Raw genomic sequence first — 15,039 nt, forward strand, 5'->3', positions numbered from 1 at the left:
AGCACAGTGTAATTTTATGCGCCCGACTTGTACAGAGGATACGCGTGACGCACCTATTGAGTATAATACTCAGCTAAGAGCCAAAGCATCCCTACTGATATATATTCCCATTGTGTAGCAGCCACCCTCCTTCATGACGTCCTCGTGGATCATGGTGCGTCCAGTGAACCACCCCTCCTCTAGCATTCCATTCATATTCACCAAAAAACTTAACTCGATCACCTACCCTTAATGCATTAATGCGTGGCGCCAAATCAATATTATGGGCAACCAATAAGGTTTGCCCAGTCGACAATTTAAGGATGAATTTTTGATGACGACTACCTTGCAAATCGTCTGCTAATATTTTTATCACGGTGCCAGAGCCTCCAACCTGTAAATCGCTCTGTCTATGATCAAATGCCCTTTGTAACGCCTTATCACTGGATGAATAGTCTGCACGATTTGATGACCCCTCAGTATTAATGACTTCACTTACATACCGAGCAACTTGCGGGTTTTCCTGAACATATGAATACAGACCAAACCCAATTAAACAGACTAATATTAACTTCTTCATTATTTTCCCATGAGATTAACGATGATCAATACGCCATGATCCAAAGCAATTGATGAATCCAAAGAAAAACACTGACATAACGTGTGAGCATCCTTCTCATACTTAGCACCATCCGCTGGCGAACACGGACTTATCTTACCCGAATCTATGCCAAAACGCCTTCGATCTTCCCCTTCTCAGATTGACTAAAACAAGAGCCCAAGTCAGCGATCAACCTACGCTGTCCTATAGGTTTTTTAAACCTTCCGGGCAACCCTAGTAAGTTTTACGCTATACTTCGTCCTACTCTCCTTATGACAATCTATCCGAGCCTTTATGCCATTCTCAAACCTTGGTTTATCTACTCCTCTTTTACAAGCAATTAACGATCTGGGCTATACCGCGCCAACGCCAATTCAGAAACAAGCTATTCCCCTTATTTTGGCGGGAAAAGATCTAATTGCGACAGCCCAAACAGGCACAGGTAAAACCGCTGCTTTTGTTCTACCTATACTCGAAAAGCTCAACAAAGAACGCACTCTTCGAGGCAAGCGCATACGGGTACTCATTCTCACCCCAACACGAGAATTAGCCGTGCAAGTGGCGGGCAATGTTGCAGAATACAGTAAACACCTAAACCTAAGCTCAATGGCCGTTTATGGTGGCGTAGATAGCGAGCCACAAAAAAAGCGCTTAATTCAAGGTGCAGATATTCTTGTAGCAACGCCCGGCCGATTATTAGATCTGGCCCACCAGCGCGCATTACATTTTGATGAGCTGGAAGTCTTAGTGCTAGATGAGGCTGATAGAATGGTCGATATGGGCTTTGGCGATGAGATACACAAGATCATCGAGCGTTTACCTGAAGCCCGTCAAAACCTCCTATTCTCAGCCACCATGAGCGATGGCGTTCGCGCCATCGCAGATGATTTTTCTGCGAGTAAAGTAGCTAAACCTGCCGTTAAGATCTCAGTTTCACCAAAAAACAAAACGGCTACAACCATAAATCAGTGGCTAATCACTGTTGATAAAGACACTAAATCTGCACTCCTGAGTCATTTAATTAAGGATCAGCAATGGGATCAAGCACTGATTTTTATTGAAAAGAAACACGGCGCAGCCAAGCTGGTCGACCAATTAGCAAAACGCGGGATTGTAGCAGAAGCTATTCATGGCGATAGAAGCCAAGCCATGCGTGAAAAGATCTTAGCGGATTTTAAGTCAGGCGCACTAAAATACTTAGTCGCTACCGGCGTTGCTGCCCGTGGTATAGATATTGGCGAACTTAGTCGTGTGGTCAATTACGACCTCCCCTTCAAACCAGAAGAATATATCCACCGTATTGGCCGAACTGGCCGTGCAGGAGCCACCGGTGAAGCTATATCTTTTGTCGCAATGGGGGACTTTAAAAACCTCTGTGCGATTGAAAGCCGTTTAAACCATATAATCGAGCGTAAAGAGATTGAAGGCTTTCCCGTCAGAAAAGTTGTACCGGTTTCCATCTTAAACTATGTTCGCAAAAGCAAAGCGCCTGCGCCCAAACCGAGAAACAAAAGCACGAAAAAACACACAAGCCATAAAACGGAAGATAGAAAAAACAAAGATATTTGGGGTTAAAACATATAAAAAAGAGCGGCTAATGCGCTCTTTTTTATTAAAGAAAACAACCCTACCAGCAAGCCTAACTAAACCAAACTATTCAGCGGCAAAAGCCTGTAATAGTTCAGCATTAGTAGGGTATTTTTCTAATAGTTCAACCAGCCGCCTCGCACCCTCTATAGGCTTAAGCTGAGTAAGCGAACGACGTAATGCCCTAACCTTTGCAATATCTTTCGAATCGATCAGCAACTCTTCACGGCGGGTACTACTTTTAGCGATATCCAACGCAGGAAAAATTCGATAATTGGCGGCATCCCGTGATAAAACAATTTCCATATTCCCTGTGCCTTTAAATTCCTCAAAGATCACTTGATCCATCCGGCTTCCGGTGTCCACCAATATAGTCGCAAGTATGGTAAGCGAACCGCCGTTCTCGATCTTCCTAGCCGCACCAAATAATTTGCGAGGGATCTCTAATGCTCGGGCATCAACGCCACCGGACATAGTACGACCACTACTTCTCTGCTCCGCATTATGAACCCGTGACAAGCGTGTTAGTGAATCAATAACAATCATCACATCATGCCCTTCGCCCGCTTCTTTACGTGCTTTAGCAAGCAACTCATTGGCCACACGAACATGTTGAGCATAGCTCTCATCAGAAGAGGACGCATGCACCTCGGCGGTTACGTTACGCTTAAAGTCAGTCACCTCTTCCGGCCGCTCATCGATCAACAGTGCATACAGTTTGATCTCTGGATAAGCGGTACCTACCGCCTGACAAATATGTTTTAACGTAGTCGTTTTACCCGACCCCGGTGGTGCGACAATTAATCCTCGTTGCCCCATACCTATAGGCGTGATCAAATCCATCGCCCTCATAGACAGTTGCTGCGAGCCTGATTCTAAGCAGATACGTGGGGATGGATGAATAGCAACACCATTTAAAAAACGTTTTTCTGGATCATTAGGAAAAAGATCCTCAACCTGAGGCTTAACGTCTTTATTCTTTTTTACCTTCAAACTTAATATTTTTCTCGTCATGGTATCGCTTTAATAACTCTGGACAATTAAGTGAGTTGATCTGTTGGTGGGTAGGCTAGCCCATTGTGACTGTACAACAACAGATGGGGTTATTTACTAAAAGATTGAATCTCTTCATGGCACAAGTAACGCCACTGACCTACATCTACATCAAGACGAATATCGCCAATCTGTTCTCGATGGAGTGAACGTACACGATTACCTACCGCCGCAAACATACGTTTTACCTGATGAAATCGGCCTTCAGTAATCGTCAAAAGCACCTCTTTAGGTGTAATGATCTCTAATAACGCAGGTAGGGTTGGCTGTTGCTCCCCTTGTAAGTTTACGCCACTTTTAAATTTAGAGACGACCTCAATAGAGATCTCTTTGGCCAAGTGTACACGATAAACCTTGCAACACCCTTTAGCGGGTCGCGTAATATTAAATGACCAGCGGCCATCATCCGTCATCAACACTAAGCCTGTGGTATCTACATCCAAACGGCCCACAATATGCAACTCGGATACTTTATCAACATCAAGATAGTTAAAAATAGAGGGATAGAGCTCATCTATATTAGAGCAAATAGTACCTGCAGGTTTATGTATTAATATATAGCGGAAATCCCGAGCCTTCAGTCGACGACCATTTAACGTAACCTGATTATTTTCATGAACCTGAGTCGCCTCCTGCGTTGTAACAATATCATTCACACGCACGGCACCTGAATGAATATGCGCGATCGCCTCAGTTTTTGTTAGCTCAGTACTTTTGCAAACAAATTTATCAAGGCGCATTATCGACAACCGTTAACCCCACCGCTAACCAGCCCTCGGCTATTGAGTCGATAGAAAACTTAGCAACACAGCATTGGTCAAGACAAGACATATGCTCTTTAACTATCTGGTTCACCTTTGCTTTATCAAAATATAGACCTGTAAAATTGGGCATGATCTGGGTATTCGCTTTATCATGTAAACTATATATCGCTCCCATAGCATCAATTAACAGATCCCCATCAACATAAGATGCTAGATACAAATCACTATTCGATATCCACTCAGATTCATTTGGGACAAAAGCCAGCTCACCTTCTCCCTCATATTTAATCACCGCAGGCCAAATAATCACTCAATATCCCCGTAAGCTATAACCCTATAAATAACCTTTATTCTCAATAGAAAATCAGCATATAGATCATCTACCTTTATAAAGCGATACCAACTCTGTTTCGACATCAGTGGTAAATCCATCCACCAACAGCGCCCCTTTCCCATTTTTCACATACCCATCAAGCACATAAATTTCAACGGAAAAGCTCAACCTATTATTGCCATCTAACTGGTTAAACAGAACCTCTTCCACTTTCACCCGAACATAGGTCTTAGTGGGAGGGCCTTGTTCCGCCTGTAGAGCAAGACAAGTGAAACCTTTGCCACGTTTTCTCACATCGAGCACATCATCAAAACAGCGAGAATATTTAACAGAAAACTGTCTCTCAACCAGAAAAGCATGGATAAACCCGAAAGCCAGAACGTAGTTTTTCTCTTCGGCAACAAACTGTTTTTGATAGATAAGCTTAAGGGCTTTAGGTGGCTCACCGTTCGGCCCTACTTCCTGATCAGCAGAGGATGATGCGTCGGAGCAACCCAGCAAACAAAGTAAAAATACAAACGCCGTTGCTCTAAACATCACCCATCCCCTTAGCTATTAATGCCACCGGTTTTGTTGCTCGGCTATTTTCTACCCAAAATTCGGAGTATGCGTAAAAATAAGTTGATAATATCCATATATAAGGCAGCTGCGCTATCTACAGCATTATCATAAGTTTTAGGGATAGCATTAGCGCGCGCCCAGTCATAACCAATATAACCGCAAAAGATAATAGCAACGATCCAATCTAAGATATCGTGATGGGTATTAAAGATGAATACCTCAATTAACTCGACCACGATGACACACAACAGCGCAATAGAAAGTCCGCCTATTATTTTCTGAAAAAAAGCAGGATACATAGAACCTAAAAGCATCATAACAAAGGTTACCATACCGGTAACTCTGATCGCTTCTAATACAATAGATGGATCATATTGACTTACAACCAGGTTAATAATGAATCCAAAGGGAACCACAACAAAGTTATAGCCAATAAAGCTCACTGTGGGGCTATCCGATTTTTTAAAAAGATAAATACCAAAAAAGCAGGAGGCAAAATAACCAATAAAAAAGACGATTGGATTAATACTGCTTATCAACTCAACGGGGACGTTTTGCACCATCCACCAGTTGATAGCAAAGCCCCAAATTAAGGTTAACCCGATAACCAAATTGTACATTGAAGCACTGATTAACTGATCATTCGTTTCCGTACGATTAAAGACACCTACGTCCATTATAATTCCCTCTATGTAAAGTTGCCGTTATGTGATAATTGTTAAGTCGTTGAACTAAAATAGAAATTAGAGCGGCTTTCACATAATTAATACGTCCAAGTCAAACACCTACGGCACATTAAATCCTCCGCCATTCAAATTCAATACCCACGGGTACGTATCACAGCCTCGGGGATCTCACCGCTCTCAAAGTATCTCGCTATATTAGTCGCAACAATTTTTGATGCTGTTCGAATATTGGTAGGGGCAGAGATATGGGGAAGAACCGTTACATTGGGTGCCGTCCATAAAGCACTATCGGTAGGTAGGGGCTCAGTTTTAAAAACATCTAAAACAGCATGTTCTATGTGGCCGCTTTCTAAATGTGACAGCAGCGCATTTTCATCAATTATTGGCCCACGCGCAAAGTTAATAATCGATGCACCTTTAGGTAAGAAACCTAAGCTTTTATTATTTAATAAATGATGGGTGTCCTGAGTTAAAGGCAACAAGCAGATAAGTATATCCGTTTCCGCCAACAGCTGGTTAAACCCCTCTGCACCACTAAAACACTTTACACCCTCAAGCTCAGTTGAGCGCCGACTCCAACCGGCAACATTAAAACCATTTAAAACCAACTTTTCTGCCGCTGCTTTGCCTAATTGGCCTAAGCCTAATATGCCTACCTTACGATCTTTTAATTCCACTAAATCATGCTGCATCCACACTTGCCGGTCTTGCTGACACCGATATTTAGGCATATCACGATGCAAATAAAGCGTCCACGCAAGTACAGCTTCTGCCATTGTCGAAGCTAAGTTAGGGTCGATCATTCGCACTATATCAAAATGAGCATTAGGTAATTCAGCAACAAGTCGCTCTACCCCCGCCCATACACTCTGTACCCAGCGTAGGTTAGGAAGCTCAGCAAGTTCTTTTGGATTGGGGTTAGCAACAATAGCAACCTCAATAGTTAAGCACTCCGTTGCGGATAGCTCTTCAAACGGTATAAGACGAGTATTCTTTAACAATGGACCTATTTTAGCCAACCAAGACTGCTTTTCATGATTGGGAATATTGCCAACAAATGCGATACATTTCTGCATATAGATACCGTGCGAATAGAAAGATCAAAGCGCCATGGCCAATAACCTTATTATTAATTTTACCGGCCTAGGCATTGTGCCAAATTTAAAGTCTAAAAATAACGTATCGCTCGATATAAAAGCTATACAGGTGCCATTATCTACCTAGACACCTTAAAAAGGGCCGCTAATCACGACGCTTAAGATGTTGGAAGCACAATATCTAACGGTTTAGTTCACAAAGAGAGACTATTGACCACTTTGAGCTTTATATGAAAATGTTGATCCCTATTCGATCCATAAGTTTCACTATCAAGCTTAATAAGTGACTATTTAGACAAACGCTAATTGATATATTGCTAATATGTAAAGCACACAGAAAGGAAATATGACGGAAAGGTTTGGGATATATAATCTTTTATTGCTGCTCGTCGCTACCGGCTTTTACTTTTGTTATTTTAACAAGTGAAGTTCAGTTGAACGCTAGTTAGTTTTCATTTTCGCCAGATAGTAAAAACTTTCGTAAATCTCGCTCTTGCCTTAACACGTGAAGAATATAAACTAAATCCTTATCAACTTTGTAGAAAACGCGGCAAGGGTTTACGACTAATTCTCGATAATTTAAAGTCGAAATCTCTTCAGGGATTCGGCCTGAGTCAGGAAATTGTTCGAGCCTTTCCACCTTATTGAAAACTTTTTCTACTAATTGCCTCGCAGCGAACGGATGACTCACTGCAATATACTCAGCTATGTGGTTCAGATCATCTAGTGCCGGCTCAGTCCAAATTATTTGAGCCATTTACTCATCTTCTCTTTGGCTTGTGACATATCCACTGTTCGACCTTCACGGATAGCCTGCTCACCTTTCGCGATACCTTCCAGGATTTTCATCCGTTCTACCATTAACTCGTAATCAGCTACGTCAAGCAAATAGGCTGATGGCTGACCATGCTCAGTTATAAGAATAGGTTCTTTTGACTCATGCAGATCAGCGAGCAGCTTTGTTGCTTGCCGCTTTAACGTCGAGACAACTTCAGTTCTCATAGTAACACCTTAGATTAAAATGTATCACTATAGTATCACTCCGTTTCAAAGAAAACTAACGCCCAAATTAGCTACCGTAACGTAGTTACTTTGTGCTACATAAAGCACAAACCCAGCGTTGCAGCAGAACTTAAGGGTCAGGTCTTGCATTCTCCGTATTACCTCTGGAAGTTAAGCGACATAACGCACCTAAAAATTCGATTCTTAGCGGTCTGACATAATGCACACGCCTTGTGAAAGTCTATCAAAAACAACAGTAAACCAACTTAAAAAATATGGGCTTAGTTAGGTATTAGTCACCAATATGCACGATGCAAGACCTGACCCCGTTCGTTGCTTTTCTGTGTGCCGAAGCGCCAGCGTAGGCGCGTCCGGCAACAGCCGCTTGTTAACCTCTTAGTTCAAGATCTTCCCGAATTACCTCTGGATGGCGAAAGGCAATCTCGATCAGCGCTTTTGCTGGACCAGAGGGTTTACGTCGACCTTGCTCCCACTCCTGCAGAGTACGCGGAGAGATATGCAGTACCTCAGCAAACTCTATCTGAGTCAGGCCAGTTTTGCCGCGGGCCTCTGCAACCTCGTTAGGCTCAACACGACTAATTCGTGCAGCTTTTCCGGCTTTCATTTCTTTAACAGATTGGAGCAACTTGTTGCCAAGTTCCTCTGCACTCAGAGTCTCGTTAATCATTTTCCAGTACCTCACGAATAGACTTCAGGATATGCGCGGGTATGTTTTCCTTAACGGCCTTTTTGTAGATCACCAATAACCAGATCTCACCATTAGCCAACCTGGTAAAGTAGATGACTCGCACTCCACCACGCTTCCCTGAACCCGCTACCGACCATCGAACCTTTCGACACCCGCCGCTACCAGGAATAGGGTCGCCAATCTCTGGGTTGGCTGCCAACCAAGAGAAGAAGGCGCTTCGCTCTTCTTCGGTCCAGATTTTTCTGGCATCCGCTTCGAATGTAGGGGTTTCGATGATAGTAAACATGACAACCAATATACGTCATTGACGGAGTTTTGCAAGTAAGATGACTTGAAGGATTAAGGAACTTAAGAGTCAAAGGAACTTAAAGGTCAGGTCTTGCATTGTGCGCATTACCTCTGGAAGTTAAGCGATATAACGCACCTAAAAATTCGATTCTTAGCGATCGTGACAGAATACACACGCCTTGTGAAAGGCTATCAAAAATAACAATAAATCAACTTAAAAATATGGGCTTAGTTAGGTATTAGTCACCAATATGCACGATGCAAGACCTGACCCCGTTGTGTGCTTTATTGCCGCTCGTCGCTACCGGCTTTTACTTTTGTTATTTTAACAAGTGAAGTTCAGTTGAACGCTAGTTAGTTTTCATTTTCGCCAGATAGTAAAAACTTTCGTAAATCTCGCTCTTGCCTTAACACGTGAAGAATATAAACTAAATCCTTATCAACTTTGTAGAAAACGCGGCAAGGGTTTACGACTAATTCTCGATAATTTAAAGTCGAAATCTCTTCAGGGATTCGGCCTGAGTCAGGAAATTGTTCGAGCCTTTCCACCTTATTGAAAACTTTTTCTACTAATTGCCTCGCAGCGAACGGATGACTCACTGCAATATACTCAGCTATGTGGTTCAGATCATCTAGTGCCGGCTCAGTCCAAATTATTTGAGCCATTTACTCATCTTCTCTTTGGCTTGTGACATATCCACTGTTCGACCTTCACGGATAGCCTGCTCACCTTTCGCGATACCTTCCAGGATTTTCATCCGTTCTACCATTAACTCGTAATCAGCTACGTCAAGCAAATAGGCTGATGGCTGACCATGCTCAGTTATAAGAATAGGTTCTTTTGACTCATGCAGATCAGCGAGCAGCTTTGTTGCTTGCCGCTTTAACGTCGTGACAACTTCAGTTCTCATAGTAACACCTTAAATTAAAATGTATCACTATAGTATCACTCCGTTTCAAGAAAAACTAACGCCCCACTCACCGGAATTTTGGGAGCGGAGCGAGTAAAATTTCCGAGTGCAGTGGCTTGTTACATGCTCGACATAGTTTGCAAGAATGAACTTTAAACATGTATTTTTCGTGATCTAACCATATGCTCACGAAGGTAATAGGCCCTTGCTGAACCAGTTTCTACAATTCCGTTAAGCAGCTCAAGGCATGAGTTATACATTTTTCGGCTTAATGCTCCCCTGTTCTCAACTTGTAAATATCGACCTATCGACATTTCCAAATAATAAGCAGTATGGATTTGCTTGGCGATAAGACTTGAGTTCTCTGCGTATTTAGAGGCTAACAAGTGAATTCCCTTATCGAAGAACACTACATGAAATTGATACATTAATGATGCTAATGCTTCAAATACATGGCTATTGTTTGCAGATTCATTTGCAAACTCTAATAAATAATGTGCTCCTCGTTTCATATCACTTTCTTCATTCTCATTACCTTGCCAAGGGCAATCAGCATACATCATTCCACGTAATAGCTGATTTAAATCATTCTGCAAACCTATATAACGATCATTAATATCATTCAAAGCTATCTTATGTGCTTCTGGTGCTAACAAGCTCCAAAGTGTCCATATAGCATCATAATCATCTTCTTTTTCCACAGCGACATGATATGAGAGTGTTAACGAATAAATAAAGCTGGGTGCTTTTGAACACCCCAAGACCAATAACTCTTTAAAGGGCATAAAATTATTATTCCTTGAATAAATAACATGCTCAGAAAGGCAATCTTGCATCTGTTTTTTTATGTCATAATTTATTTTTTCATCACCACTTGAACGATGATTTTGATATTCAGTATCAAATACAAAATTCACTAACCTGTTAACCAACTGAATCTGAACATCATCCGTAGTACAATATGGAACCATTAACATTGGTAAATGAAGAAACCATGAACAATGGCTTTCCAAAGAAATATCGTTAACCGAAAGCTTAAATTTTCCATCAACTAATTCATTGCGAAATGTTGCTATAAAGGCATTCCATTTTTCGATAGCTGCTTGCAACTCATCATCTTGTAGATGATAAAACCTACGTACCACACTATCTTCTCTTCGTAATCTGGCATACTCAACTATTCCAGCTATACAACTGGATGCTAATTCAGCGTCTCTTGACCAAAGAAATTCCCTTACCCCCTTAGCAGCATAAGCACTAACATTAAGGTTCTCATGGGTTAATGCTGTTGCCAAAGCAAACTTCAAATGCTCTTCTTGTTCTGAATCTAACTCTAAATCAAATAATTTAGGCAAAACAAATGCACACGCTCCAGAGCCATAATAATCAGTCTTATCATGGGCTGTTGTTCCATTCATATTATCTGCGTGCATAAATATTGACTCTAGGATAACTCCTAGGCACCACTTTTTATCTCCATCACTTAAGTTCAAAAAGTCATCTCTAACACAAACAGCAGCAACAGTTGTGATTGTACCAACCGCCATATCGGCAAAGTTGTGGATTTCACCTTTTTGGAGGGAATTGAGTAATTCTTTTGCGGCTACTAATGCATCTTGATATGAAGAGAAATACTTTTCTTCGAACAACTTTTCTTCGAATAATTTTCGCCCCCATAAATTCAAACTAGTTACAGTGTTATCAATTGCATGTTTTTCATTAAACTCTTGCTGATCTTGCTTTAAATCTGCTGGAAGGTCAGACGAGCTTTGAAGCAATATTCGATCATTGTCTTTGTCTTCAATAGCCTCCCAAGTCCTTGTATCAACTCGGTGTACCATATACCGAAGATTTTTTTCATTGCTTGTATTCGCTTCATTGATCAATTCATCGACAATTTTTAAAACATCATCCCTAAGTTCATTTACGAACTGAAGCCTTATTAATAAGGTTGCTAATGACTCTTTTCTCCATGGTCTAAGTGCGGCTTCTCTTCTTTCTTCGATGTAAAATTTTGTCATTACATCTCTTTGATGATTAAAGAAATGTAATTCATTTCCACCCATTTCTTGCGTCATTCGAATCAAATCTAAATGATATAAATCAGCAGCTTTCAGTAAAGGAAATGCTGCTTTTCCTACCTTATTAGGGAAGCCTGTAGCCACTGAAGATAAAACAGATGTAGGCATTACAGAGTTACTCTTTCTCAGCAAGTAATCATAAATCCATTCTATTTCATTATCTTCACCACACTTATCTATATATTCAACTAACCAGTTTTCTAACGCCATAAGCCCACACTGTAGCAAGTAAGGCAACGTAGACTGTCCTCGATAGCCTTTCCAAAGGTGAGGTAACGCATACTGCTTAATTATCGTGCCATCATTGAGTGTTATATCTACTTGCTTTGCAGCTACTTCATCAGAAAAGCCCTTTGCTTGTTCATCCTCAGAAGGAGCGCCAAACTCAGATTCAGCATATTTCTGTGCAGTTAAATTGCATAATTTAATAATAAAATCTAACGCTAATCTAGGTTTTGATTCAAGGAGGTACTTAAAAGGTCCTTTAGCACCACTTGCGGGAAAAAAATCACGTTCTCGATCTAAACCATAGGATTCTTCAACATCAATTCGGCCATAAGAACTATAGCCAAACTCATCTTCTTCTGTTTTTTGCAGTAACCACTCATGCAAAGAAAGCTTAACTACAAAGTCAGGACTACGCTTGCATAACATAGGCACATTAGTGCCTACAAGGGCTAAACTAGTCAGCTCATCAACATAACTTAACCTTCTAGGCTTGACCTTGGAAATGAAAACATCCCGCTCCATTAATTCATCAAATTTTTCTTTGATTGCTGTCGAAACCTTTAATAAGGCATTAAGTATTTTCTTTCTTCGCCCCTCATCACGATAAGAATCTTTAACCTGTTCAAGTAGCCATAAACTTAACAAGCCAACCTTTTGTGAGGCATTTGGCAGTTCCTCATATATATTAACGAGTCCACACCATTCATTTATCACCTCAACAACTTGAGTAAGCATAGTGTTACTCAAGTCATGCTTAACCTCATAGATAAAATTAAACAATGCCTCCCAACCGTTACCATAAGGCTGTAAGAACAAAGATTTCAAAATCCCTGATTTTCCATCTTTAACCAATAAATTATTATATAGTGAGCTTGGTCTTTGACAGGCTATTCTGAGAATAAAGCCAAAGCGGACCAAAAGTGCGCAATCATCCTTTAGAAGCTGAGACTTAAGAGAATATAGAAAATCTTCTGGCGAGCCATGTTGCATAATCGCTGCAATAGCCTCATCCTTCCAGTAACTTTCTATACCATCAGAGGTCAAGACTTCTTCAACAAATTCATTAGTTGCATCATCAAATTTCAATTTTCTGTATAGCCATAACCGAAAGGCTCTACTAATTGCAGGCTCATTACCAATAGTTAATAAAAATTGAACTAAGTCATGCGAATTTTCAACGTACTCGCTCTCAATATATTCTTCTAATGCCCAATCCTCTAAGACATCGTGCATTGGACTTATAGTGGCAGACTTCTGATCACGGTGAATTAAATGATCCTCTTCCAATTTAGCAATAACTTCAGGATCAAACTCACTAGCTCTAATACCAAACAACATTTTTTTCGCTCGTTGTTTTGCAATATTAATAAAAGTTGTTCTTCGCTTATCTGGCATTCCGGATTTTCTATCTGCCTCTTTTGAAATCACTGTTGCCCAGATAGTATTTCTAAAATCGACTTCAGTATCACCAGATTTAAATAGTGCACCATTACCAATAGCTCTTACTGCAATCTCGATAAAGAATGGCACTTTAAGCAATTCAGTTAACGAGTCATTAGATATTAGCCCTGTTAACTCAGGAATATGCTCACTGACTTGTGCAACTTGATCCGTAGTAAGCCCTTCCACATTCACACTGTCAAACTGGATAGCACTAGGTTGAAGATAATTAAAAGTAAGTTGTTGATATGCATAATCACGGCCCGTTGCAATAATGGTCCAACCCGCTTGTTTTTTTATGTATTGAAGTAAATCAATAAATGCATCTTGATAATTTAGCTCTAAAACTTTTTCTAGAGACTCAATAACAAGTATTTTTTCTTTAAGTAACGAGAAGTACCCTTCAATCTGCCCTAACGTAGAATTCATCCCAATAGATGTAAATACATCGTTAAGGTGGTTTTTATCTAAGTCTTCAGCTCTTAAATAGAAAACAGGAACATCTTTACCTTTCGTTGAGATAAAGTCTTTAACAACTCCAGATTTTCCAACACCTCTAGCACCAGTAACAAAAAGAAAGTCATTAACCTCGTACAGTTCAGATATTTCTGCAATCTGCTCAACCCTTTCTATATGAAAACCATTAATAGTGTTCGATATTCCATCAAATATATGGTCGCCACGCTCTTTAAGTTTTAAGAAATCATTTTCAAAACTTACTTTACTTGACGACCCAAATAGTAATTTAACTTCTTTGGGGGCATTATCTTGAGTTAGAACCCCTGCATTCTGGTTAATCTCTTGCATACAAGTAACTAACTTAGCTAAAACTAGGGATGGTGATTCATCTGAATAACATTGAATTAAAGAGCACAGTAAGTTTGCGACAACTGAATATTTAGCATCTAAATCTAAAGAAATAACCTGAAATATCTTTAAGAAACGCCATAATTCATCATCAGTAATAGCATTCCCTTCGTTAGCGTTAGTTAGTTGTGTCCTAAATATATCTATTCTTTTAATCTTCGCGTCACTGGTAAAGCCTTTGGTTTTTGATTTTTTTATAAAGTCAGCAGAGTCTGATGAATACTTAGCCCACTCAAGTATTGGAAGGGTATTATTAACATCTAATTTAGGTAACACTCCTGTAACCAGTGCTATCGAATCATTTTCAATACTAAAATCGGTGCTATTAAAATCTTTCCATGCACTGTTAATAACTTCCGCAAACATTGAATCAATAGATTCACTTATAGTTATTTCATGCTTAATCTGCGCATAAAGCTTACTTTCGTTATTATTTCTATCTGTCGCAACTAGAACAAAATCATCAGTATTTACACCATCATATTTGTTCTGAAACTTCAGTTCTTTGCCTTTCATATTTTGTGACAAACAAGGTATACAAGATTTTGTTAATAATGATAAAGCAAAAGCAGCCTGAACCCTTGTCTCAAAATTAACGCCACCACCTCCAGTAGAAAATGGATTGCTTTGTTGTTTTACATCTTTGCTCATTTTATTTCCATAATTTCAAAACAATGCCAAACAGAAATTGAATGTACTTTGAGAAAACCGTGGTGAACGAATTGGCATGTAACGCCCAAAGCAACCGCGCCTCAGGCGTCGGATTGCCTTTTCTTGTGTACGCCCAGCATGGGCATGAACTAATGAGGTGAAAGTCCTCTGTAGGAAGGTCACCATCCATAGCGATTTAT

Annotated in this window: 16 protein-coding genes; 1 reads left to right on the forward strand and 15 read right to left on the reverse strand. The window is 40.3% G+C overall.

Annotated features, from left to right (window positions below; translation table 11 throughout):
* Positions 1–91: 91 nt before the first annotated feature.
* A complete protein-coding gene (locus A3774_RS07525; RefSeq protein WP_082792384.1) occupies positions 92–559 on the reverse strand; it encodes a DUF3465 domain-containing protein in 468 nt (155 codons plus the stop codon).
* 315 nt (positions 560–874) lie between these two features.
* Here A3774_RS07525 and A3774_RS07530 point away from each other — a divergent pair, with 315 nt between their 5' ends.
* Positions 875–2,155 (forward strand): DEAD/DEAH box helicase, encoded by a 1,281-nt coding sequence (locus A3774_RS07530; RefSeq protein WP_067865622.1) that lies wholly within the window; start codon positions 875–877, stop codon positions 2,153–2,155.
* A gap of 78 nt (positions 2,156–2,233) precedes the next feature.
* Here A3774_RS07530 and rho read toward each other — a convergent pair whose 3' ends face one another.
* The 14 genes from rho to A3774_RS17010 form a co-directional block, all read right to left on the reverse strand.
* The gene (gene rho, locus A3774_RS07535) at positions 2,234–3,181 is read right to left on the reverse strand and encodes a transcription termination factor Rho (RefSeq protein ID WP_067865625.1); all 948 of its coding nucleotides are present in this window, start codon (positions 3,179–3,181) and stop codon (positions 2,234–2,236) included.
* A gap of 89 nt (positions 3,182–3,270) precedes the next feature.
* A complete protein-coding gene (locus A3774_RS07540) occupies positions 3,271–3,960 on the reverse strand; it encodes a pseudouridine synthase (RefSeq protein WP_067865628.1) in 690 nt (229 codons plus the stop codon).
* Positions 3,950–4,294, reverse strand: coding sequence for a DUF4144 family protein (locus A3774_RS07545; protein WP_067865631.1), 345 nt, complete (start codon positions 4,292–4,294; stop codon positions 3,950–3,952). Before A3774_RS07545 ends, A3774_RS07540 begins: the two co-directional genes overlap by 11 nt.
* A gap of 66 nt (positions 4,295–4,360) precedes the next feature.
* Positions 4,361–4,855: a hypothetical protein gene (locus tag A3774_RS07550; protein ID WP_067865634.1), complete on the reverse strand. Its 495-nt coding sequence runs from the start codon at positions 4,853–4,855 to the stop codon at positions 4,361–4,363.
* A gap of 44 nt (positions 4,856–4,899) precedes the next feature.
* Positions 4,900–5,556 carry a Bax inhibitor-1 family protein gene (locus A3774_RS07555; RefSeq protein WP_067865638.1) on the reverse strand — a complete coding sequence of 219 codons (657 nt, stop codon included), beginning with the start codon at positions 5,554–5,556 and terminating at the stop codon, positions 4,900–4,902.
* Positions 5,557–5,696: 140 nt separating this feature from the next.
* Positions 5,697–6,641, reverse strand: a complete 945-nt coding sequence (locus A3774_RS07560) for a 2-hydroxyacid dehydrogenase (protein WP_067865642.1) — start codon at positions 6,639–6,641, stop codon at positions 5,697–5,699.
* A gap of 466 nt (positions 6,642–7,107) precedes the next feature.
* Positions 7,108–7,419, reverse strand: a complete 312-nt coding sequence (locus A3774_RS07565) for a type II toxin-antitoxin system RelE/ParE family toxin (RefSeq protein ID WP_067865644.1) — start codon at positions 7,417–7,419, stop codon at positions 7,108–7,110.
* Positions 7,407–7,664, reverse strand: coding sequence for a type II toxin-antitoxin system Phd/YefM family antitoxin (locus tag A3774_RS07570; RefSeq protein ID WP_067865647.1), 258 nt, complete (start codon positions 7,662–7,664; stop codon positions 7,407–7,409). Before A3774_RS07570 ends, A3774_RS07565 begins: the two co-directional genes overlap by 13 nt.
* Before the next feature lie 388 nt (positions 7,665–8,052).
* Positions 8,053–8,352: a helix-turn-helix domain-containing protein gene (locus A3774_RS07575; RefSeq protein ID WP_067865650.1), complete on the reverse strand. Its 300-nt coding sequence runs from the start codon at positions 8,350–8,352 to the stop codon at positions 8,053–8,055.
* Positions 8,345–8,659, reverse strand: a complete 315-nt coding sequence (locus tag A3774_RS07580; RefSeq protein WP_067865655.1) for a transcriptional regulator — start codon at positions 8,657–8,659, stop codon at positions 8,345–8,347. The genes A3774_RS07575 and A3774_RS07580 overlap by 8 nt, the downstream gene beginning before the upstream one ends.
* A gap of 356 nt (positions 8,660–9,015) precedes the next feature.
* Positions 9,016–9,327: a type II toxin-antitoxin system RelE/ParE family toxin gene (locus A3774_RS07585; RefSeq protein WP_067865644.1), complete on the reverse strand. Its 312-nt coding sequence runs from the start codon at positions 9,325–9,327 to the stop codon at positions 9,016–9,018.
* Positions 9,315–9,572 carry a type II toxin-antitoxin system Phd/YefM family antitoxin gene (locus A3774_RS07590; protein ID WP_067865658.1) on the reverse strand — a complete coding sequence of 86 codons (258 nt, stop codon included), beginning with the start codon at positions 9,570–9,572 and terminating at the stop codon, positions 9,315–9,317. The genes A3774_RS07585 and A3774_RS07590 overlap by 13 nt, the downstream gene beginning before the upstream one ends.
* Before the next feature lie 152 nt (positions 9,573–9,724).
* Positions 9,725–14,839, reverse strand: coding sequence for a hypothetical protein (locus tag A3774_RS07595; RefSeq protein WP_067865661.1), 5,115 nt, complete (start codon positions 14,837–14,839; stop codon positions 9,725–9,727).
* Positions 14,840–14,854: 15 nt separating this feature from the next.
* Positions 14,855–15,039 (reverse strand): hypothetical protein (locus A3774_RS17010; RefSeq protein ID WP_231867962.1); only part of this gene is annotated, 185 nt, incomplete at its 5' end.

The sequence above is a fragment of the Neptuniibacter marinus genome, assembly GCF_001597725.1.
GTDB classification, from domain to species: domain Bacteria; phylum Pseudomonadota; class Gammaproteobacteria; order Pseudomonadales; family Balneatricaceae; genus Neptuniibacter; species Neptuniibacter marinus.

What these genes read in the sequence shown, in the direction of transcription:
- A3774_RS07525 (WP_082792384.1), bottom strand. Translation starts at nt 559, where the DNA reads ATGAAGAAGTTAATATTAGTCTGTTTAATTGGGTTTGGTCTGTATTCA.
- A3774_RS07530 (WP_067865622.1), top strand. Translation starts at nt 875, where the DNA reads ATGCCATTCTCAAACCTTGGTTTATCTACTCCTCTTTTACAAGCAATT.
- rho (WP_067865625.1), bottom strand. Translation starts at nt 3,181, where the DNA reads ATGACGAGAAAAATATTAAGTTTGAAGGTAAAAAAGAATAAAGACGTT.
- A3774_RS07540 (WP_067865628.1), bottom strand. Translation starts at nt 3,960, where the DNA reads ATGCGCCTTGATAAATTTGTTTGCAAAAGTACTGAGCTAACAAAAACT.
- A3774_RS07550 (WP_067865634.1), bottom strand. Translation starts at nt 4,855, where the DNA reads ATGTTTAGAGCAACGGCGTTTGTATTTTTACTTTGTTTGCTGGGTTGC.
- A3774_RS07555 (WP_067865638.1), bottom strand. Translation starts at nt 5,556, where the DNA reads ATGGACGTAGGTGTCTTTAATCGTACGGAAACGAATGATCAGTTAATC.
- A3774_RS07560 (WP_067865642.1), bottom strand. Translation starts at nt 6,641, where the DNA reads ATGCAGAAATGTATCGCATTTGTTGGCAATATTCCCAATCATGAAAAG.
- A3774_RS07565 (WP_067865644.1), bottom strand. Translation starts at nt 7,419, where the DNA reads ATGGCTCAAATAATTTGGACTGAGCCGGCACTAGATGATCTGAACCAC.
- A3774_RS07570 (WP_067865647.1), bottom strand. Translation starts at nt 7,664, where the DNA reads ATGAGAACTGAAGTTGTCTCGACGTTAAAGCGGCAAGCAACAAAGCTG.
- A3774_RS07575 (WP_067865650.1), bottom strand. Translation starts at nt 8,352, where the DNA reads ATGATTAACGAGACTCTGAGTGCAGAGGAACTTGGCAACAAGTTGCTC.
- A3774_RS07580 (WP_067865655.1), bottom strand. Translation starts at nt 8,659, where the DNA reads ATGTTTACTATCATCGAAACCCCTACATTCGAAGCGGATGCCAGAAAA.
- A3774_RS07585 (WP_067865644.1), bottom strand. Translation starts at nt 9,327, where the DNA reads ATGGCTCAAATAATTTGGACTGAGCCGGCACTAGATGATCTGAACCAC.
- A3774_RS07590 (WP_067865658.1), bottom strand. Translation starts at nt 9,572, where the DNA reads ATGAGAACTGAAGTTGTCACGACGTTAAAGCGGCAAGCAACAAAGCTG.
- A3774_RS07595 (WP_067865661.1), bottom strand. Translation starts at nt 14,839, where the DNA reads ATGAGCAAAGATGTAAAACAACAAAGCAATCCATTTTCTACTGGAGGT.